The following is an 18,617-nucleotide window of genomic DNA, read 5'->3' as shown; positions in this document are numbered from 1 at the left end:
CGGCGGACACGGCGGTGGGCACCATCCGTCAGAGGTTGGCGGAGTCGCACGAGGTGCAGGCGCACGCGGTGGTGCTGATTGAGCCGGGGAGTCTGCCGAAGACGTCCAGTGGCAAGGTGCAGCGGCACGCGTGCCGCGCGGCTTTCGTCGCGGGGACGTTGCAGGAGGTGACGGCGTGGCGGGCAGAGCCGCCGGGTGGCGCGGGTTCGTTGTCCGAGGCTCCCCTAGCCTCGGCTTCAGCCGTCCCGGGCTCCGGCGGGTCCCTCACGGCGCCGGACTTCGGCGCATCCGGGCTTTCGGCTTCGTCCGAGCCGTCAGCGAGTCATGCGGGCGGAGCCATCAGCCCGTCCGCTCCTGGCGCGGGTTCTGGAGCACGCGAAGCGGCGACCGGTTCCGCGGCGCACATCTCAAAGGGCCTGCCCGCGAATGCGGACGAGGCAGCGCTGGTGACATGGCTGCGCGACGTCGTGGCCCGGCACATGCGCATGCGCCGTGAGGACATCGACGTCGATGCTCCGGTGACGCGCTACGGACTGGACTCGTTGGGCGCCGTGGAACTGGCCCACGAAATCAGTATCGGCACGACGACCCTGACGGTGCCCATGGAGTGGTTGCTCCAGGGCCCGAGCATCACGTCCCTTGCACGGCAGCTGATCTCGGCCCGGACGGCGGCGTCCGCCCCTGCATCGAGCACGCTGCGCCGCCGGGACGTGAACGGCGACCGGGCGGCGTCCTTCGCCCAGGCGCGGCTGTGGTTCCTGGACCGGTACGCACCGGGCGACGTGACCTACAACCTGCCCGCCGCCGTGCGGCTGGAAGGCGCTCTGGACGTGGCCGCGCTGGAGAACAGCCTCCTGGTGCTCGCCGCGCGCCATGAAGCGCTGAGGACCTCCTTCCGGGAACAGGACGGAAAGCCGCTGCAGGTCATCGCGAGCTTCGCATCCTTGCCGCTGGCGCGCGTGTCACTGGAGTCCCTGTCCGCCGACACCCGTGAGGCCGAAGCCTCCCAGTGGGCCCGTGAGGAGGCCCGCCGTCCGTTCGTCCTGACTCAAGGGCCGCTCGTGCGCGCCACGCTGCTGACGCTGGACGAGCGCACGCACGTGCTGGTGCTCGTCATGCACCACGCCGTGTCGGACGGCACGTCCATGGCCGTGCTGGTGCGCGAGCTGTCCGCCCTCTACGCGGCGCTGCACGAAGGAGGCCCGTCGCCGCTGCGCGCGCTGCCGGTGGCCTACGCTGACTACGCGGAGTGGCAACGGGAGTGGCTGGACGGCGCCGCGCTGGCATCGCACCTGGACTACTGGCGCGAGCAGCTCTCGGGCGCACCCCGCCTGCTGGAGCTGGCGACGGACCGGCCGCGTCCCGCCGAGCGTGGAACGCAGGGCGCTCGCGTGCCGGTGGTGCTCGACTCGCGGCTCGCCGATGCGGTGCGCAAGCTGGCAGTGCAAGAGGGCGTCACCCCCTTCATGGTCCTGCTCGCGGCCTTCCAGGCGGTGCTCGCGCGCCGCGCGGGACAGGACGACGTCAGCGTGGGAACGGCCATCGCGGGCCGCGACCGCGCGGAGTTGCAGGGCCTGGTGGGCTTCTTCGTCAACACGCTGGTGATGCGCACGAGGCTGTCCGGCGCGCCCACCTTCCGTGAGCTGCTGGGCCGGGTGCGCGCGACGGCGATGGGCGCGTACGCGCACCAGGACGTGCCCTTCGAGAAGCTGGTGGAAGCGCTCCAGCCCACGCGCGAGCGCGGACACACGCCCCTCTTCCAGGTGATGTTCATCCTCCAGGGCGCGCAGGTGGGCGCCCCCGTGCTGCCGGGCCTCCAGTCGCGCTTGCTGGACGTGCATTCGGGCACGGCGATGTTCGACCTGACGCTCTCGCTCTCCGAATCCGCGCGGGGCTTCGAGGGCTGGCTGGAGTACGCCACCGACCTCTTCGACGCGGACACCGTGGCCCGCATCGCGGGTCACCTGCGCGTGCTGCTGGAGTCCGCCGTCGGGGAGCCTTCGCGCCAGGTGGACGCGCTGCCGTGGCTCAGTGCCGAGGAGTCGGAGCACCTGCTCGCGCTGTCGCATGGACCCGACATCGAGTTCCCCTCGGACACCACCGTCTCCTCACGCTTCGCGGCGCAGGTGGCCCGCACGCCCGATGCCGTGGCGCTCGTCGCCGGGGATGGCCGGCTGACGTACCGGGAGCTGCGCGCTCGGGCCCGGGCGGTGGCGCACACGTTGCGGCAGCGTGGCGTGGGGCCGGAGTCGGTGGTGGGCCTGTGCGTGGACCGCTCGGTGGAGCTGGCGGTGGGGATGCTCGGCATCCTGGAGGCGGGGGCGGCCTACCTGCCGTTGGATCCGGCGTACCCGGCGCAGCGGCTCGCGGCGATGTGGGAGGACTCGGGGGCGAAGGTCCTCGTGGGGCCTCGTCGCCTGGAGGACGTGCTCTCGGTGCCGGCCGAGCGCCGGCTCTTCCTCGACGACGTGGCCCCTTCGGTGGGAGCGGACTTCGTGCGGTCCGCGAGTGACGCGCGGACGCTCGCGTACGTGCTCTACACGTCGGGTTCGACGGGGCGGCCCAAGGGCGTGGGCGTGCCGCACCGGACGGTGATGAACTTCTTCCGCGCGATGGATGCGCACGTCTCGCCGTGCCCGGGCACGTGGCTGGCGATGACGAGCATCTCCTTCGACATCTCCGTGCTGGAGCTGCTCTGGGCCTGGACGCGCGGCTTCCAGGTGGTGCTCGCGCCCACGGGACTGGAGCCCGCGGCGTTCGCGGACCTGCTGGAGCGCCACGCCGTCACCCACTTCCAGTGCACGCCGTCGTATGCGCGTGCGCTCGTGGAGGAGCCCCGGGCGCTGCAGGCGCTGGGCGGGCTGCGGCAGATGCTCGTGGGCGGCGAAGCGCTTCCGGGGAGCCTTGCCTCGAAGCTGAGGGCGCACGTCCCTGCCCTGCTCAACATGTACGGCCCCACGGAGACGACGGTGTGGTCGTCCATGCATCGCGTGGAGACGGACACGGCCGGCACGGTGTCGCTGGGACGGCCACTGGCGAACACGGGGCTGCACGTCCTGGATGACCGGCTGAGGCCGGTGCCGGTCGGTGTCCCGGGTGAGCTGTTCATCGGCGGTGAAGGCGTGGTGCGCGGCTACCTGCGCCGGCCGGACCTGACGGCCGAGCGCTTCGTGCCGGACGCGTTCCGCGACGCACCGGGCACGCGGATGTACCGCACGGGCGACCGGGTGCGCTGGCTCGCGGACGGGACGTTGGAGTTCCTGGGCCGCATCGATCACCAGGTGAAGCTGCGTGGCTTCCGCATCGAGCCGGGCGAGATCGAAGCCGCGCTCCGCACGCACCCCGAGGTCCGCGAGGCCGTGGTCGACGTGCGCGACGAGCGCCTCGTGGCCTACGTCGTCCCGGTCACCATGGATGCCGGAGTCCTGCGCGAACATCTGCGCTCCCGTCTGCCTGCGTACATGGTGCCCTCGGCCTTCGTCGGCCTGGACGCCCTGCCCATCACGCCCAACGGCAAGGTGGACCGCGGCGCCCTGCCCGCCCCCGCGGCGCCTGCCGTCGCCGAGGACACGGGCCCGCTGACGCCGCTCCAGGAGAAGCTGGCCGCGCTGTTCCAGGATGTGCTGCACGTGGAGCGCGTGGGCGCGCACGATGACTTCTTCGCGCTCGGTGGGCATTCGTTGCTGGCCACCCAGCTCGTCACCCGCGTGAGCGCCCGGTTCGGCGTGGACCTGCCCGTGCGTGCGCTGTTCGACGCACCCACCGTGGCACGGCTCGCGGAGCGCATCGAGGCGCTTCCCTCCCGATACCCCGCAGCACCCATCCCCACCGTGTCGCGGGACGAGGCACTGCCGCTGTCGTTCGCGCAGCAGCGCATGTGGTTCCTGGACCAACTGGAGCCCGGTCAGGCCCTCTACAACATCCCCCTGGCCCTGCGGCTCTCCGGTCCCCTGGACGTGGAGGTGCTGCGCCGCACGTTCGCGGAGCTCGTCCGCCGGCACGAACCGCTGCGCACCACGTTCGAGGAGCACGGAGGCCAGCCGCTCCAGCGCATCCACGCGCCGCCCTCGGATTGGTCCCTGCCGGTGGAGTCCCTGCCCGAAGGCGCCGAGCGCGACGCCATCCTGATGCAGCGCATGCGGGAGGACGCGACCCGGCCGTTCGATCTGGGCACTGGCCCGTTGCTGCGCACGCGGCTGCTCCGGCTGTCCCCCGACGAACACGTGCTGCTGCTGTGCCTGCACCACATCGTCACGGACGGCTGGTCCATGGGCGTGCTCGTGCACGAAGTGGGCAGCCTCTACCCGGCGCTCGCGGCGGGGCGTCCGTCACCGCTTCCGTCGCTGGAGGTGCAGGCCGCGGACTTCGCCGCATGGCAGCGCGAGCAGGAGGACTCCGAGACGGCACAGGCCCGACTGGACACGCTCAAGGAGTCCCTGAAGGACGTGCCCGTGCTCACCCTGCCCGCCGAGCAGGGACAGCCCGGGACCCGGTCGACGCGTGGGGGCAGCCATGTCTTCACGCTGCCCGCGTCCCTGGTTCGGTCGCTGGATCAGGTGGGCCGCGACCGGGATGCCACGCTGTTCATGGTGCTGATGGCCGGGTACCAGGCCGTGCTGTCGCGCTACTCCGAGCAGGACGACTTCGCCGTGGGCACGCCCGTGGCCCACCGCACCCGGCCGGAGCTGGAGCCGCTCATCGGCGTGTTCCTCAACACGCTCGTGCTGCGCGCCAACCTGGACGGAGCGCCCCGCTTCTCCGAGCTCCTGGACCGCGTGCGTGAGTCCTCCCTGGCCGCGTACGCGCACCAGGATGTGCCCTACGAACGGCTCGTGGAGGCCATGGCCCAGGCGCGCGGCGGTGATCGCACCTCGCTGTTCCAGGTGATGTTCGTGCTGCAGAACGCGCCGTTGTCCACGCCGGCCCTGCCCGGCGTCCGCGTGGAGCGGCTGCACACCTCGACGGAGACCGCGCGCTTCGACCTTCATCTCTCGCTCACCGCGAGCGACGGCGGCCTGGAGGGAACGCTCGAATACAGCCGGGACCTCTTCTCCGAGGACGCGGCGGCGCGCTTCACCACCCACTTCCAGGTGCTGCTGGAGGCCGTGGCCCGCGATGCGGCGACGCCCGTGCACCTGCTGCCGCTGATGGGAGAAGCGGAGCAGCGGCTGCTGGTGGATTGGAATGCCACCGCGCGCGACTACCCGCTGGAGGGCACGCTGCACGGGCTGGTGGAAGCGCAGGTGGCGCGCACGCCGGACGCCGTCGCGGTGGACTTCGAAGGCGCGCGGCTGACGTACCGCGAGCTGGACGGCCGGGCCAATCAGATCGCCCGTGCGCTGCGAGCGCGCGGCGTGGGGCCGGAAGTGCGCGTGGGTGTCTGCGCGGAGCGGTCGCTGGAGCTGGTGATCGCGCTGCTGGGCGTGCTCAAGGCGGGCGGCGCGTACGTGCCCATCGATCCCTCCGCGCCGGCGGAGCGGCGGACGTATCAGGTGGAGGACTCGGCGGTCGCGGTGGTGCTGACACAGCAGCACCTACGTCCGTTGCTCTCGGTCGGGAGCACGCCTGTGCTCTGCCTGGACTCGGACTGGCCCCAGGTGGCGACCCTGTCGCCGGAGCCCGTGCAGTCGGGCGTGGGCGCCGAGCACCTGGCCTACGTCATCTACACGTCGGGCAGCACGGGGCGTCCGAAGGGCGCGATGAACACCCACGCGGGCATCCGCAACCGGCTGCTCTGGATGCAGGAGGCGTACGGGTTGGAGCCTCGCGACGTCGTGTTGCAGAAGACGCCGTTCAGCTTCGACGTCTCGGTGTGGGAGTTCTTCTGGCCGCTGATGACAGGAGCGCGGCTGGTGGTCGCGAGGCCGGGCGGGCACCAGGACGCCGCGTACCTGGTGGACGTGATGGCGCGCGAAGGCATCACGACGGTGCACTTCGTTCCGTCCATGCTCCAGGTGTTCCTGGAGGAGCCGGGGCTGGAGCGCTGCACGGCGCTTCGCCGCATCGTGTGCAGCGGCGAAGCGCTGCCGCTGGAGCTGAAGGACCGCTGCCTGGAGCGGCTGGGCGTCCCCCTCCACAACCTCTACGGCCCCACGGAGGCCGCGGTGGACGTGACGGCCTGGACCTGCGAGCGGAATGACGGACGGCGCTCGGTGCCCATTGGCAGGCCAGTGGCGAACACGCGGATCCACATCCTGGATGCGTCCTTGCAGCCGGTGCCGGTGGGCATCGCGGGAGAGCTCCACATCGGCGGCGTGCAGGTGGGCCGAGGGTACCTGGGCCGTCCCGCGCTGACGGCCGAGCGGTTCATCCCGGATCCGTATGGCCCCCCGGGCGCGAGGCTCTACCGCACGGGAGACCGGGCCCGAGTCCTCGTCGACGGCAGCATCGAGTACCTGGGCCGCCTGGACTTCCAGGTGAAGCTGCGCGGGTTCCGCATCGAATTGGGCGAAGTGGAGTCGGCGCTGCGCCAGTGCGAAGGCGTGCGCGACACCGTGGTGGTGGTGCGCGAGGACGCGCCCGGCGACAAGCGCCTGGTGGCCTATGTCGTGGCCCAGGGCGTGACGGTGGAAGCGCTGCGTGAAGCGCTGAAGGCGAAGCTGCCGGAGTACATGGTGCCCGCGGCCTTCGTGGTGCTGGACGCGCTGCCGCTGTCCCCCAACGGAAAGGTGGACCGCAAGGCCCTGCCTGTTCCGGACATGCATCCGGTCGCCGTGACGCCTTCGAAGCCCCAGCGGATGACGCCCTTCCAGCAGCGGATCGCGGACCTGTTCCGCGACGTGCTGCGGGTGCCGAAGGTGGGCGTGCACGATGACTTCTTCGCCCTGGGCGGACACTCGCTGCTGGCCACGCGGCTGCTGTCCCGCGTGCGCTCCACGTTCCAGGTGGAGCTGCCCCTGCGAGGCCTCTTCGACGGAGCCACCGTCGCCGAGGTCACCGAACAGGTCGAGGCCCAGCTCCTCTCGCGCACCGACCTCCCGCGCGTGCCCGCGATCCGCAAGGTGCCTCGCGACGGTGGACAGGTCCTGTCCTTCGCGCAGCAGCGGCTGTGGGTGATGGAACAGCTCCAACCCGGTGCCACGCCCTATGTCCTGCTGGGCGCCGTGCGGCTGGACGGCGCACTGGACGTGGAAGCCCTGCGCCGCGCGCTGGAGTTCCTCGTCGAGCGCCACGAAGCCCTTCGCACCACGCTCGCGCTGAAGGGCCGCGACCCCGTCCAGGACATCCATCCGGCGCCAGTCTGGGCGCTGCCCGTGACGGACCTGGGCGGCCTGCCGGACCACGACTCGGAGGTCCAGCGGCTGGCGCGCGAGGAGGCGGGCCGGCCCTTCGACCTGGGCACGGGGCCGCTGCTGCGCACGCGCCTGCTGCGACTGACGTCCACACAGCACGTGCTGCTCCTGGGCATGCACCACGTCGTCTCCGACGGCTGGTCCCTGGGCGTGATGGTGCGGGAGGTGGCCACGGCCTACGCGGCCTTCGCTTCCGGTACGACCCCGGCCCTGCCGGACCTTCCCGTGCAGTACGCCGACTTCGCCGCGTGGCAGCGTGGCTGGCTCCAGGGTGATGTGCTCGCGGATGAAGTGGCGTGGTGGAAGGAGCAGCTCGCCGGTGCGCCCCGGGTCCTGGAGCTGCCCACCGACAAGCCTCGGCCCACGACGCGCTCGCCGCACGGCGCGCTGATGCCCGTGCACGTGCCTCGCGACCTGACGGACCGCTTGGTGGGGCTCGCCCGGCGCGAGGGCGCCACGCCGTTCATGGCGCTGCTGACCGTGTGGCAGGTGCTGCTGTCCCGCTACAGCCGGCAGGAGGATCTGCTCGTCGGCGCCCCCATCGCGGGCCGCACCCACGGCGACGTGGAGGGGCTGGTCGGCTTCTTCGTCAACACGCTGGTGCTGCGCGCGCGCATCCATCCGGAGGCGTCCTTCCGCACGCTGCTGGGACAGGTGCGGGACACGACGCTCGCGGCCTATGAGCACCAGGACCTTCCGTTCGAGAAGCTGGTGGAGGAGCTCCAGGTGCCTCGCGACCTGGGCCGCACGCCGCTGGTGCAGGCGGTCTTCGCGCTTCAAAACGCTCCGGCCGAAGCGTTCGATGCGCCGGGGCTGAGGATGGAGCCGCTGGAGGTGGACGCGGGCACGGCCCACTTCGACCTGAGCCTGCTGCTCACGGAGACGCCGGACGGGCTGCGCGGCTCCATCGAGTACAGCACCGACCTCTTCGAGCGCGACACCGTGGCCCGGATCGCCGGCCACCTGCACGTGCTGTTGGAGGCCGCTGTCGCCGGGCCGGACGTGCCTCTCTCACGGCTGCCGTGGCTCACGCCGGAGGAGCGCCAGCAGGTGCTCGTCGCGTGGAACGACACCGCCCTTCCCTATCCCTCCGGCAGCACGCTCGCGGAGCGCTTCGCGCTTCAGGCCTCGCTGCGCCCGGACGCCATCGCGGTGGAGGACGGGGATGAACGGCTGACGTACGCGCAGCTGGATGCGCGGGCCAACCAGCTCGCGCATGTCCTGCGGGCCCGGGGCGTGGGACCGGACGTGCTGGTGGCGCTGTGCCTGGAGCGCTCCGTGGGCTTCGTCGTCACGGTGCTCGGCATCGTCAAGGCCGGTGGCGCGTACGTGCCGCTGGACGCGTCGTATCCCGCGCAGCGGCTGAGCTTCATGCTGGAGGATGCCCGGCCACACCTGCTCGTCACCACGCGCGAGCTGCGCGGCCGGCTGCACCTGCCCGACGCGTCCCTGCCGTGCCTGTTCCTGGAGGAGCTGGCGTTGGCCGGCCAGCCCATCACCGCGCCGCGGACCGGCGTGGGGCCGCGCAACCTCGCCTACGTCATCTTCACCTCCGGCAGCGGTGGACGGCCCAAGGGCGTGGGCGTCGAGCACCGCGGCCTGATGCGCGTGCTGCACGCGGCGCCATACATGCACTACGGGATGCGCGACACGGTGCTGCTCTTCGCGCCCGTGTCCTTCGACGGCTCCGTGCTGGAGCTGTGGATGCCACTGGTGCATGGCAGCCGGCTCGTCATCTTCCCGGGCCACGTGCCCGCGGGCGACATGGACACACTGGCCCGAGTGGTGGAGCGCCACGGCGTCACCTTCATCCACCTGCCCGCTGGTCTCTTCTCGCAGTTGATGGAGCACCGGCCGGAAATCCTCGGGCGGCTGCGCGAACTGCACACGGGCGGCGACATCGTCTCCGCGCCGCACGTACGCCGGGCGGTGGAATCGCTGGGCATTCCCTTCACCAACGGCTACGGCCCCTCCGAGACCTCCGTGGTCGCCACCGCCTTCACGGTGGAGCGGCCGGAGCAGGTGGGCGCGTCGGTGTCCATCGGCGCGCCGCTCGCCAACACGTCCGTGTACGTGCTGGACGCGAAGCTGAACCCGGTGCCCGTGGGTGTGCCGGGCGAACTGTTCCTCGGCGGTGACGGCGTGGGCCGGGGCTACGTGTCGCGGCCGGACCTCACGGCGGAGCGCTTCGTGCCGGACGCGTACGGCGTGACGCCGGGCGCACGGCTGTACCGCACGGGAGACATGGGCCGCTGGCGTGCGGACGGCACGCTGGAGTTCCTGGGCCGCATCGACACGCAGGTGAAGGTGCGCGGCTTCCGCATCGAATTGGCGGAGGTGGAGGCCGCCCTGCGCGACCTGACCGCGGTGCAGGACGCCGCGGTGGTGGTGCGCGAGGACGTACCCGGGGACAAGCGGCTCGTGGCCTACGCGATGCCTGGGCCGGGGCATGTGCTGGAGGCCTCGGCGCTGCGAGCGGCGCTGCGGCAGCGGCTGCCGGAGTACATGGTGCCGTCGGTGTTCGTGATGCTGGACACCCTGCCCCTGAACCCCAGCGGCAAGGTGGACCGCAAGGCGCTGCCCGCGCCGGACGCCGCGTCCACCGGACGTCAGGGCCGCTTCGTGGAGCCCACGCACCCGCTGGAGCAGCGCCTGGCGCCCGTCTTCGCCCGAGAGCTGGGCACGGACCGCGTGAGCGCGCAGGACCACTTCTTCGAGGATCTGGGCGCCACGTCGCTGACCGTGGTGCGGCTGGCCGCGCGCCTGCGCGAGGAGCTCCAGCGCGAGGTGCCGGTGGTGTGGCTGTTCGAGCACCCCACGCTCGAAGGGTTCGTCCAACGGCTGGAGCGTGAGTCCCAGCAGGGCCCGGGCACCGTACCGCCGCCCGTGTCTCAAGCCCCCGGGCACCGTCCGCGCGAGGCACCGAAGGCCGGCGAGTCCGGCTCCATCGCCATTATCGGCATGGCGGGCCGCTTCCCCGGCGCGATGACGGTGGCGGAGTTCTGGCGCAACCTGCGCGGAGGCGTGGAGTCCATCACGCGCTTCTCACCCGAGGAGCTGGAGCACCTGTCCGTCCTGCCGGAGGGGCTGGAGCTGTGGCACCAGCCGGCCTTCGTCCCGGCCGCGGGCGTCATCGACGGCGCGGACCGGTTCGACCACGCGTTCTTCGACATGTCGCTGCGCGAGGCGCAGTTCACGGATCCGCAGCAGCGGATCTTCCTCCAGACGGCGTGGGCCGCGCTGGAGGACGCGGGCATCGACCCGGAGCGCTTCCCCGGCGCCATCTCGCTGTACGCGGGCGCCACGGGCTCCGGGTACACGGACGCCGTGCGGCAGGCGATGCCGTTGGACGCGGCGTCGTACATGGAGCTGCACGGCACCGCCACGCACGAGAGCCTTGCGACGAAGGCGTCCTTCAAGCTGGGGCTCACGGGCGAAAGCGTGCTGCTGTACACCGCGTGCTCCACGGGTCTGGTGGCGGTGCACCTGGCCAGCCAGAGCCTGCGGACGGGCCAGTCCGACGTGGCGCTCGCGGGCGCGATGCGGTTGTCGCTGCCGCAGCGCACGGGCTACGTGCACGAGGAGGGACTCATCTTCTCCCCGGACGGCCACTGCCGCGCGTTCGACGCGAAGGCGGGAGGCACGCTGTCTGGCAACGGCGTGGGCTCGGTGGTGCTCAAGCGGCTGGAGGACGCGGTGCGGGATGGGGACGCCATCTACGCCGTCATCCGAGGCTCGGCGCTGAACAACGACGGCCGGAACAAGTCCGGCTTCACCGCGCCCAGCGTGCAGGGACAGGCGGCGGTGGTGTCCCAGGCGCTGGCCAACGCGGGCGTGGCACCGGAGGCCGTGAGCTACGTGGAGACCCACGGCACCGCGACGCCGCTGGGGGATCCGATTGAAGTGGCGGCCCTCACGCGCGCGTACGGCCTGGGCGCGGAGCATCGGGGGAGCATCGCGCTGGCGTCGCTGAAGACGAACGTGGGGCACCTGGACACGGTCGCGGGTCTGGCGGGGCTGATGAAGGCCGCGCTGTCGCTGCACCATGGGGAGATTCCCCCCAGCCTCCACTTCGAGAAGCCCAACCCGCAGATCGACTTCGACGCGGGTCCGTTCTTCGTCAACACCACCCTGCGGTCGTGGCCTCGGGGTGAGACGCCTCGCTTCGCCGCGGTCAGCTCCTTCGGCATCGGCGGCACCAACGCGCATGCGGTCCTCGAGGAGGCCCCCCTGCGGCGGAGTGGTGCCACCTCGCGGTCCCACCAGCTCGTCGTGCTGTCCGCGCGTTCGCTGGAGGCGTTGCAGGCGGCGGCGCGGCAGCTCGATGGGCACATGGCGGAGGACGTGGATGCGCAGGCGCTGGCGGACCTGGCGTTCACGCACGCCGTGGGGCGCAAGGCGTTCGAGTACCGCCACGCGCTGGTGGTGAAGGACGCGGCGGACCTGGTGTGGCAGCTGCGCAAGCCGGTGGTCGCGGTGAAGACCGAGAAGCGCGCGCCCCGAGTGGCGTTCGTGTTCTCCGGCCAGGGAGCACAGCGGGTCGCGATGGGGCGCGAACTGGCGGAGGCGTCGCCCCGGTTCCGCGCGCACCTGGACACGTGCCTCACGTTGTTGGAGGCACCACTGCGGGAGCGCGTGTCGTGGCTGCTGTCGCCCGAGGCCGGTGCGGAGGCGGAGACCACGGCGGCCCTGGCGGACACTCGCGTGGCGTTGCCCGCGCTGTTCAGCGTGCAGGTGTCGCTGGCGCGGCTGTGGCAGGACCTGGGCGTGACGCCGTACGCGGTGCTGGGGCACAGCTTCGGCGAGTACGCGGCGGCGTGTGTCGCGGGCGTGCTGTCCCTGGAGGACGCGATGCGCCTCACGGTGGCGCGCGGGGAGCTGATGCACCGCATGCCGCCGGGGGCGATGCTCGCGGTGGCGCTGCCCGCGGCTCGGGTCCAGCCGCTGCTGTCGGGCCGGCTGGAGCTGGCGGCGGTGAACACGCCGGACCGCTGCGTGGTGTCCGGGCCGGTGGAGGAAGTGGAGCGGCTGGAGGCCGCGCTGAAGGCCCAGAAGGCCGGAGCGGTGCGCATGCCCGCGCCGCACGCGTTCCACTCGGTGGATGTGGAGCCGTTGATGCCGGAGCTGGCGCGCGTGGTGGGCACGCTGCGCCGGTCGGAGCCAGCGGTGCGCTACGTGTCCAGCCTCACGGGGACGCTGGCACAGCCCGGGCAGCTGGAGGATCCGCGCTACTGGACCGAACAGATGCGCAAGCCCGTGCACTTCACCCGCGCGGTGGAGACGCTGCAGGAGGAAGGCTGCGCGGTGCTGTTGGAGGTGGGCCCCGGACAGGACGTGACGCCGCTGGTGCGCGCGAACCTGATGGGGGTGGAGAGCGGTGCGCCTCGCGTCCGAGGCCTGCCGTCGCTGCGGCTGGGCGGAGCGACGACGGAGCAGATGAGCTGGCTCCAGGCCGTGGGCGAGCTGTGGACCGCGGGCGTGCCCGTGGACTGGAGCGCGTTCTACGCGCACGAGCAGCGCCTGCGGCTGCACCTGCCCACGTACGTCTTCCAGGAGAAGACCGTCTGGGTGGAGCAGAAGGCGGCGTCGGGCCGCATCACCGTGGCTGCGCGGTCTCCGGCGGAGCTGTCCACACAGGCTGTGGTTGCCGCTGCCCTCCCCGCTTCGATCGCGAGCGAACCCGCACGTCCGGACCCGGTCGCGGCATCGGTCATCCTCGAAGTGTCCTCCGAGGCTCCTTCCGCGCCCTCGCAGCCCGTGCGTGACGACGCTCCTCGTGGCGAGGTCGAGGAACGCGTGGCCGCGCTGTGGCGCGCGCGCCTGGGCCTGGAGTTCGTGGGCCGCCATGACGACTTCCTGGAGATTGGCGGCAACTCACTGACGGCCGCGCAGCTGCTCAACCAGGTGCGCGACGCGTTCGGCGTGAACCTGCCGCTCGCGGCCCTCTTCGAAGCCCCCACCGTCGCGGGCATCGCGGAGCGCCTGGTGCCCCTGCTGCGTCAGGCGCCGCAGAACCTCGTCTCCGCGGAGCTCCCGCTGGTGCCGCTCGCACGCACCGGCGAGCTGCCGCTGTCCTTCGTGCAGGAGCGCGTCTGGCGCCTGGAGCAGCACCTACCGGGCCAGTCCGCGTACAACATCCCGTTCGTCCTGCGGCTCGAAGGCGACCTGAACGCGGACGTGATGGAGCGTGGCATCCAGGAGATCGTCCAGCGCCACGAAGCGCTGCGCACGACCTACGACACCGTGGACGGCCGCCCCGTGCAGCGCTTCCACGCGCACATGCGCGTCCCGCTCACCCGCGTGGAGCTGCGCGGCCCCATGGAGGACCGCGAACCCGAGGCCCTGCGGCTCGCCCGCGAGGACGCCGCGAAGCCGTACGACCTGGTCCACGGCCCCGTGCTGCGCACCACGCTCGTGCGTGTGGACACGCGGCTGCACCTGCTCCTGTGCGGCATCCACCACATCGTCAGCGACACGCTGTCCATCGCCCTCTTCGTCCAGGAGCTGGGCCAGCTCTACGACGCCTTCCTCCAGGGGCGTCCGTCCCCCCTGCCCCCGCTGCCCGTGCAGTACGCGGACTTCGGCGCGTGGCAGCGCAACAGCATCGCGGACGGCCACCTGCCCGAACAGGACCAGGGCTGGCGGCAGCGGCTGGCCGGCATGCCGCGCAAGCTGGATCTGCCCACCGACCGCCCGCGCCCCGCCGAAAGCCCGCTCACCTCCGAGCGCATGACGGTCGAGTTCCCGCCCGCGCTCGCCCACGAGCTGGTGGCCTTCGCGCGCCGCGAGGGCTTCACCGGCTACATGACGGTGCTCGCCGCGTGGCAGACGCTGCTGCACCGCTACAGCGGCCAGACGGACGTCATCGTCGGAACGCCCATCGCCAACCGCACGCGGCCGGAGTTGCTGCCGCTCATCGGCTACGTGGCGCACTCAGCGGCGTTCCGGACGCGCTTCACGGAAGGCCTCACGTTCCGCGAGCTGCTCGCCCAGGTGAGTGACGAGGTCGCCGACGCGCAGACGCGTCCGGATGTCCCCTTCGAGTACCTGGTGGAAGCCCTCATCCCGGGCCATGACATCGGCCGCGGACGACTGACGGACTCCGTGTTCGTCTACCACACGGGTGCGGCCGCGGGCGCCGGGACGCTGAACCTGACGGGCCTGCGCGGTTCGCTGGTGGAGGTGCCGGGCACGCCCGTGCAGTGGGGCGCCACGCTGGCGGACCTCACGCTCCTGCTCTCTGAAGCCCCCGGCCGCGTCCACGGCGTCCTGGAGTACGCGACGGAGCTGTTCGACGCCGCTACCGTGGAGCGGCTGATGGAGCACTTCCAGGTGTTGCTCGGCGCGGCGCTCGCCCGGCCTGAGACGCCTGTCTCCCAGCTGCCGCTGACCACGGAGGCCGAGCGCCGCGCCTGGCCCGCGCCCCGTGCCTCGCCGGGCTTCACCTCCGTGCCGGCCCTCCTGGCGGAGCGGCGCGCACGCCACGCGGACGCCACCGCCGTTTCGCGCGGGGATGCGCACTGGAGCTGGGCCGAACTGGGCGCACGTGCGGATGCCCTGGCCGCGCGGCTGAAGTCCCTGGGCGTGACGGCCGGGACGCCGGTGGCCGTGTGCTTGCGCTCGTCGCCGGAGAAGCTGGCCGCGCTGTGGGGCGTGCTGGCCGCCGGTGGCGCGGGCATCACGCTGGGCCCGGCGGACCTGACGCAGTTGCCCGTCTACGCGCCGGAAGGCACCCGCGTGCCGGTGCTGGTCACCACGCGCGCGCTGGTGGCGTCCGTACGCGTGGAGGCTTCGCGCGTCGTGTACGTGGAGGACGTGGACGCGTCGGGTGCTTCCCTCCGTGCAGCGGAGGACGCGCACGCGCTGGCGTGGCTGCTGCCCACGGGCTCCGGTCAGCCTGCCTGGGCGCTGGGGCACCGCGAGCTGTCGGAGTTCTTCACCGGCCTGGACGCGCGGCTGTCTCCTCCGGACGGCGGTGCGTGGCTGTCCGCGAGCGAGGCCTCCGCGGATCGTCCGGAGCTGGAAGCCCTGTGGGCGCTCACGCGTGGCCTGCGAGTGGTGTACCCGCCGGAGCGCATCACCGCGCGGCTGGTGAGCCTGGGCGGCGGCGGGCCTCGCGCGAAGGCGATGGACCTGAGCCTCATCTACTTCGCCAACGACGAGGACTCACTCCAGGGACCGAAGTACGAGCTGCTGATGGAGGGCGCGAAGTTCGCGGACGCGAACGGCTTCTCCGCCGTGTGGACGCCCGAGCGGCACTTCCATTCGTTCGGCGGTCTGTATCCGCAGCCCGCGGTGATCTCCGCCGCGGTCGCGGCCGTCACGAAGCACCTGCACGTGCGCTCCGGCAGCGTGGTGCTGCCGCTGCATGATCCGCTCATCATCGCGGAGCAGTGGTCCGTGGTGGACAACGTGTCGCAGGGCCGAGTGGGCCTCTCCGTGGCCACGGGCTGGCACACGCAGGACTTCACCTTCGCACCGGCGAACTTCGAGAAGCGTCGCGACATCCTCCTGGAGAAGCTGTCCACGCTGCGCGCGCTGTGGCGCGGCGAGCGCTTCAAGCGCCCCGGCGGCGCGGGCACCATGGTGGAAGGAGCGCTGCGGCCGAAGCCCGTGCAGAAGGAGCTGCCGGTGTGGCTCACGGCCACGTCCAACCCGGAGACCTTCCGGATGGCGGGCGAGCTGGGCGCGGGCGTGCTCACGGGCCTGCTATCGCACTCACTGGAGGAACTGAAGCCGAAGGTGGCGCTGTACCGCGAGGCATGGCGCCGCAACGGCCACCCCGGCCGAGGCCACATCACCTGCATGCTGCACACGTACCTGGGCGACGACGACCAGGAGGTGTTGCGCATCGTGCGCAAGCCGCTGCTCGCGTACTTCCGCAGCTCGGTGGACATCCTCACGTCGCTGCTGCTCACCCAGGGTTACCAGGGTGACATCCAGAAGCTGTCGCCGGAAGACATCGACGCGCTGCTGGAGCACACCTTCGAGAACCACGCAAAGACGACGGGACTCGTGGGAACGGTGGACGGCGCGGTGCGACGGCTGCGCGACGTGCGCGCGGCGGACGTGGACGAGGTGGCGGCGCTCATCGACTTCGGTCTGGACACGCCGGTGGTGCTGGAAGGCTTGCGCCGGCTGGCCGTGGTGCGCGAGCGCATGGACGCGGAGGCCGCTGCCCGGCAGGAGCAGGTGCTGGTGGAGACCGAGGCAGGCGTCGAAGGACTCCTGGAACTGGCGCGCCAGTCCGGCGCGGTGCTGCTGCACACGTCGGCCCGCCTGGCGCGTTCGCTCAGCGAGCTGCCCGGAGCGCGTGAGTCCCTGGCCCGAGTGGGCGCGCTGGTGTTGGAAGGCGCATCGGCGGAGCTGGGCGCGGCGCTGCACCGGGCCGCGGGCGTCGAGGTGTGGCTGTCCGGTGATGCCCAGGAAGGGGCGCTGCTGCCGCGCACGCTGGGAGAACGCATCCCCGCGAACCTCCAGGCCTGGGTGCTGGACGCGGCCGGTCAGCCCGTGCCCGCCGGTGTAGTGGGCGAACTGGCCCTCGCGGGCGCGGGGCTCCCCACGGCGCTGTGGCGCGCGAGCGACGACGACCGCCGCCTGGTGCCGCATCCTCGCGAGGCCGCGGCGCGGCTGTACCGCACAGGCCGCCATGCCCGGTTGCGCGCGGATGGCCGCGTGGAGCCCGTGGCGTCACCGTCCCGCCTCCCCCCTCCGCCCGTGGCGCGTCCGGCCGTCGTGGAAGCGCCGCGTCCCGCCGTGGCGCCCGTCGCCGCGCGTCCCGCCGCTCCAGTCGTGAACGAGGGCCCGCCGCCCATTCCGCGCGTGGGCCGCGACCGGCCGCTGCCCGTGTCCTTCGCGCAGCAGCGCCTCTGGTACCTCCAGCAGTTGGAGCCCGGCAGCGGCGCATACAACAACCCGTCGCTCTTCCGCCTCGTCGGGGAGCTGGACGTGGACGCGCTCCAGGCCACGCTGGACGCGCTGGTGGCGCGGCATGAAGTGCTGCGCACCACGTACGCACTGGAAGGCGATCGCGCGGTGCAGAAGATCCACCCGCCGCGCGGCCTGCCGCTCCCGCGCCGCGACGTGGAGGGCGACACGGAGGAGGCCCGCGAGGCGGAGATGCAGCGCTTCTGCAGGGCCTACGCGCTGTTGCCCTTCGACCTGGAGCAGTCCGTGCTGCGCGCGACGCTGCTGCGCCTGGAGCCCCAGGTGCACGTGCTGGCGATCGTCTTCCACCACGCCGTATCCGACGCGTGGTGCAACATGGTCGTCGCGCACGAGCTGACGGCCAACTACGCCGCGTTCCACTCGGGCCAGCGGTCGCCCCTGACGGAGCTGCCGGTGCAGTACGCGGACTACGCCGTGTGGCAGCGCGCCTGGCTGGAAGGCGGCGTGATGGAGGCGCAGCTCGGCTGGTGGAAGCAGCAGTTGGCGGGAGCGCCCGTGCTGGAGCTGCCCACGGACCGGCCACGTCCCGCCGTCCAGTCCTTCGACGGCGCGCGGTACCGCTTCACGTTCCCTGCTGACGTGTCCGCGCCGCTGCTGGCGCTGGGCCGCCGCAACGGCGCCACGTCGTTCATGGTGATGATGGCGCTCTTCCAGACGCTGCTGTCACGCTACTCGGGGCAGGACGACTTCGTGGTGGGCACGCCCATCGCGGGCCGCACGCGCCCGGAGGTGGAGTGGCTGCTGGGGTGCTTCATCAACACCCTGCCCTTCCGTTCGAAGCTGTCGGGCCAGCCGTCCTTCGTGGAGCTGCTGGGCCGCGTGCGCGCCCAGGCCCTGGAGGCCTACGCGCGCCAGGACGCGCCGTTCGAGCGAGTCCTGGAGACACTCGAACTTCCCCGTGACCTGAGCCGCACGCCGGTCTTCCAGGCCGTCCTCAACGTGATCAACACGCCGGAGGCAAAGGGCCAGCTGCCGTCGCTGGCGCTGAGTCAGGTGGAGGTCCCCACCGACACGGCCAAGTTCGACCTGTCCCTGGAGGTGGTGGAGAGCCGCACGGGCATCGCCTGCCACCTGGAGTACGCCACCGCCCTCTTCGACGCAGCCACCGTCGAGCGCATGGCGGAGCACCTGGTGGTGCTCGCGAGGGAGATCGTCGCGGCTCCGGAAGCACCGGTCGCGACACTGTCGCTGCTCACGCCGGCCGCGCGCGAACAGGTGCTGCACGGCTGGAACGACACGCGCGTGGACTTCCCCACCGGCGCCACGCTCCACCACCTCTTCGAGTCCCAGGCCGAACGCACACCGGAGGCCATCGCGCTCCAGCTCGAGGACCAGCGCCTCACGTACGCGCAGCTCGAAGCCCGGGCCAACCAGCTC

General features: G+C 72.0%; 1 protein-coding gene (cut by a window edge). It reads left to right on the top strand.

Going from position 1 to position 18,617, the window contains the following annotated elements:
• Positions 1-18,617 carry part of the coding region annotated (locus tag D7Y21_RS12175) for a non-ribosomal peptide synthase/polyketide synthase (RefSeq protein WP_121713279.1) on the top strand (this coding region is incomplete at its 5' end). Its footprint extends 16,659 nt past the window's final position, so 18,617 of the 35,276 annotated nt are shown.

The organism is Corallococcus sp. AB045 (assembly GCF_003668895.1).
GTDB classification, from domain to species: Bacteria; Myxococcota; Myxococcia; order Myxococcales; family Myxococcaceae; genus Corallococcus; species Corallococcus coralloides.
The sequence above is the reverse complement of the archived record's forward strand: the minus strand, read 5'-3'. Positions and strand labels throughout refer to the sequence as shown.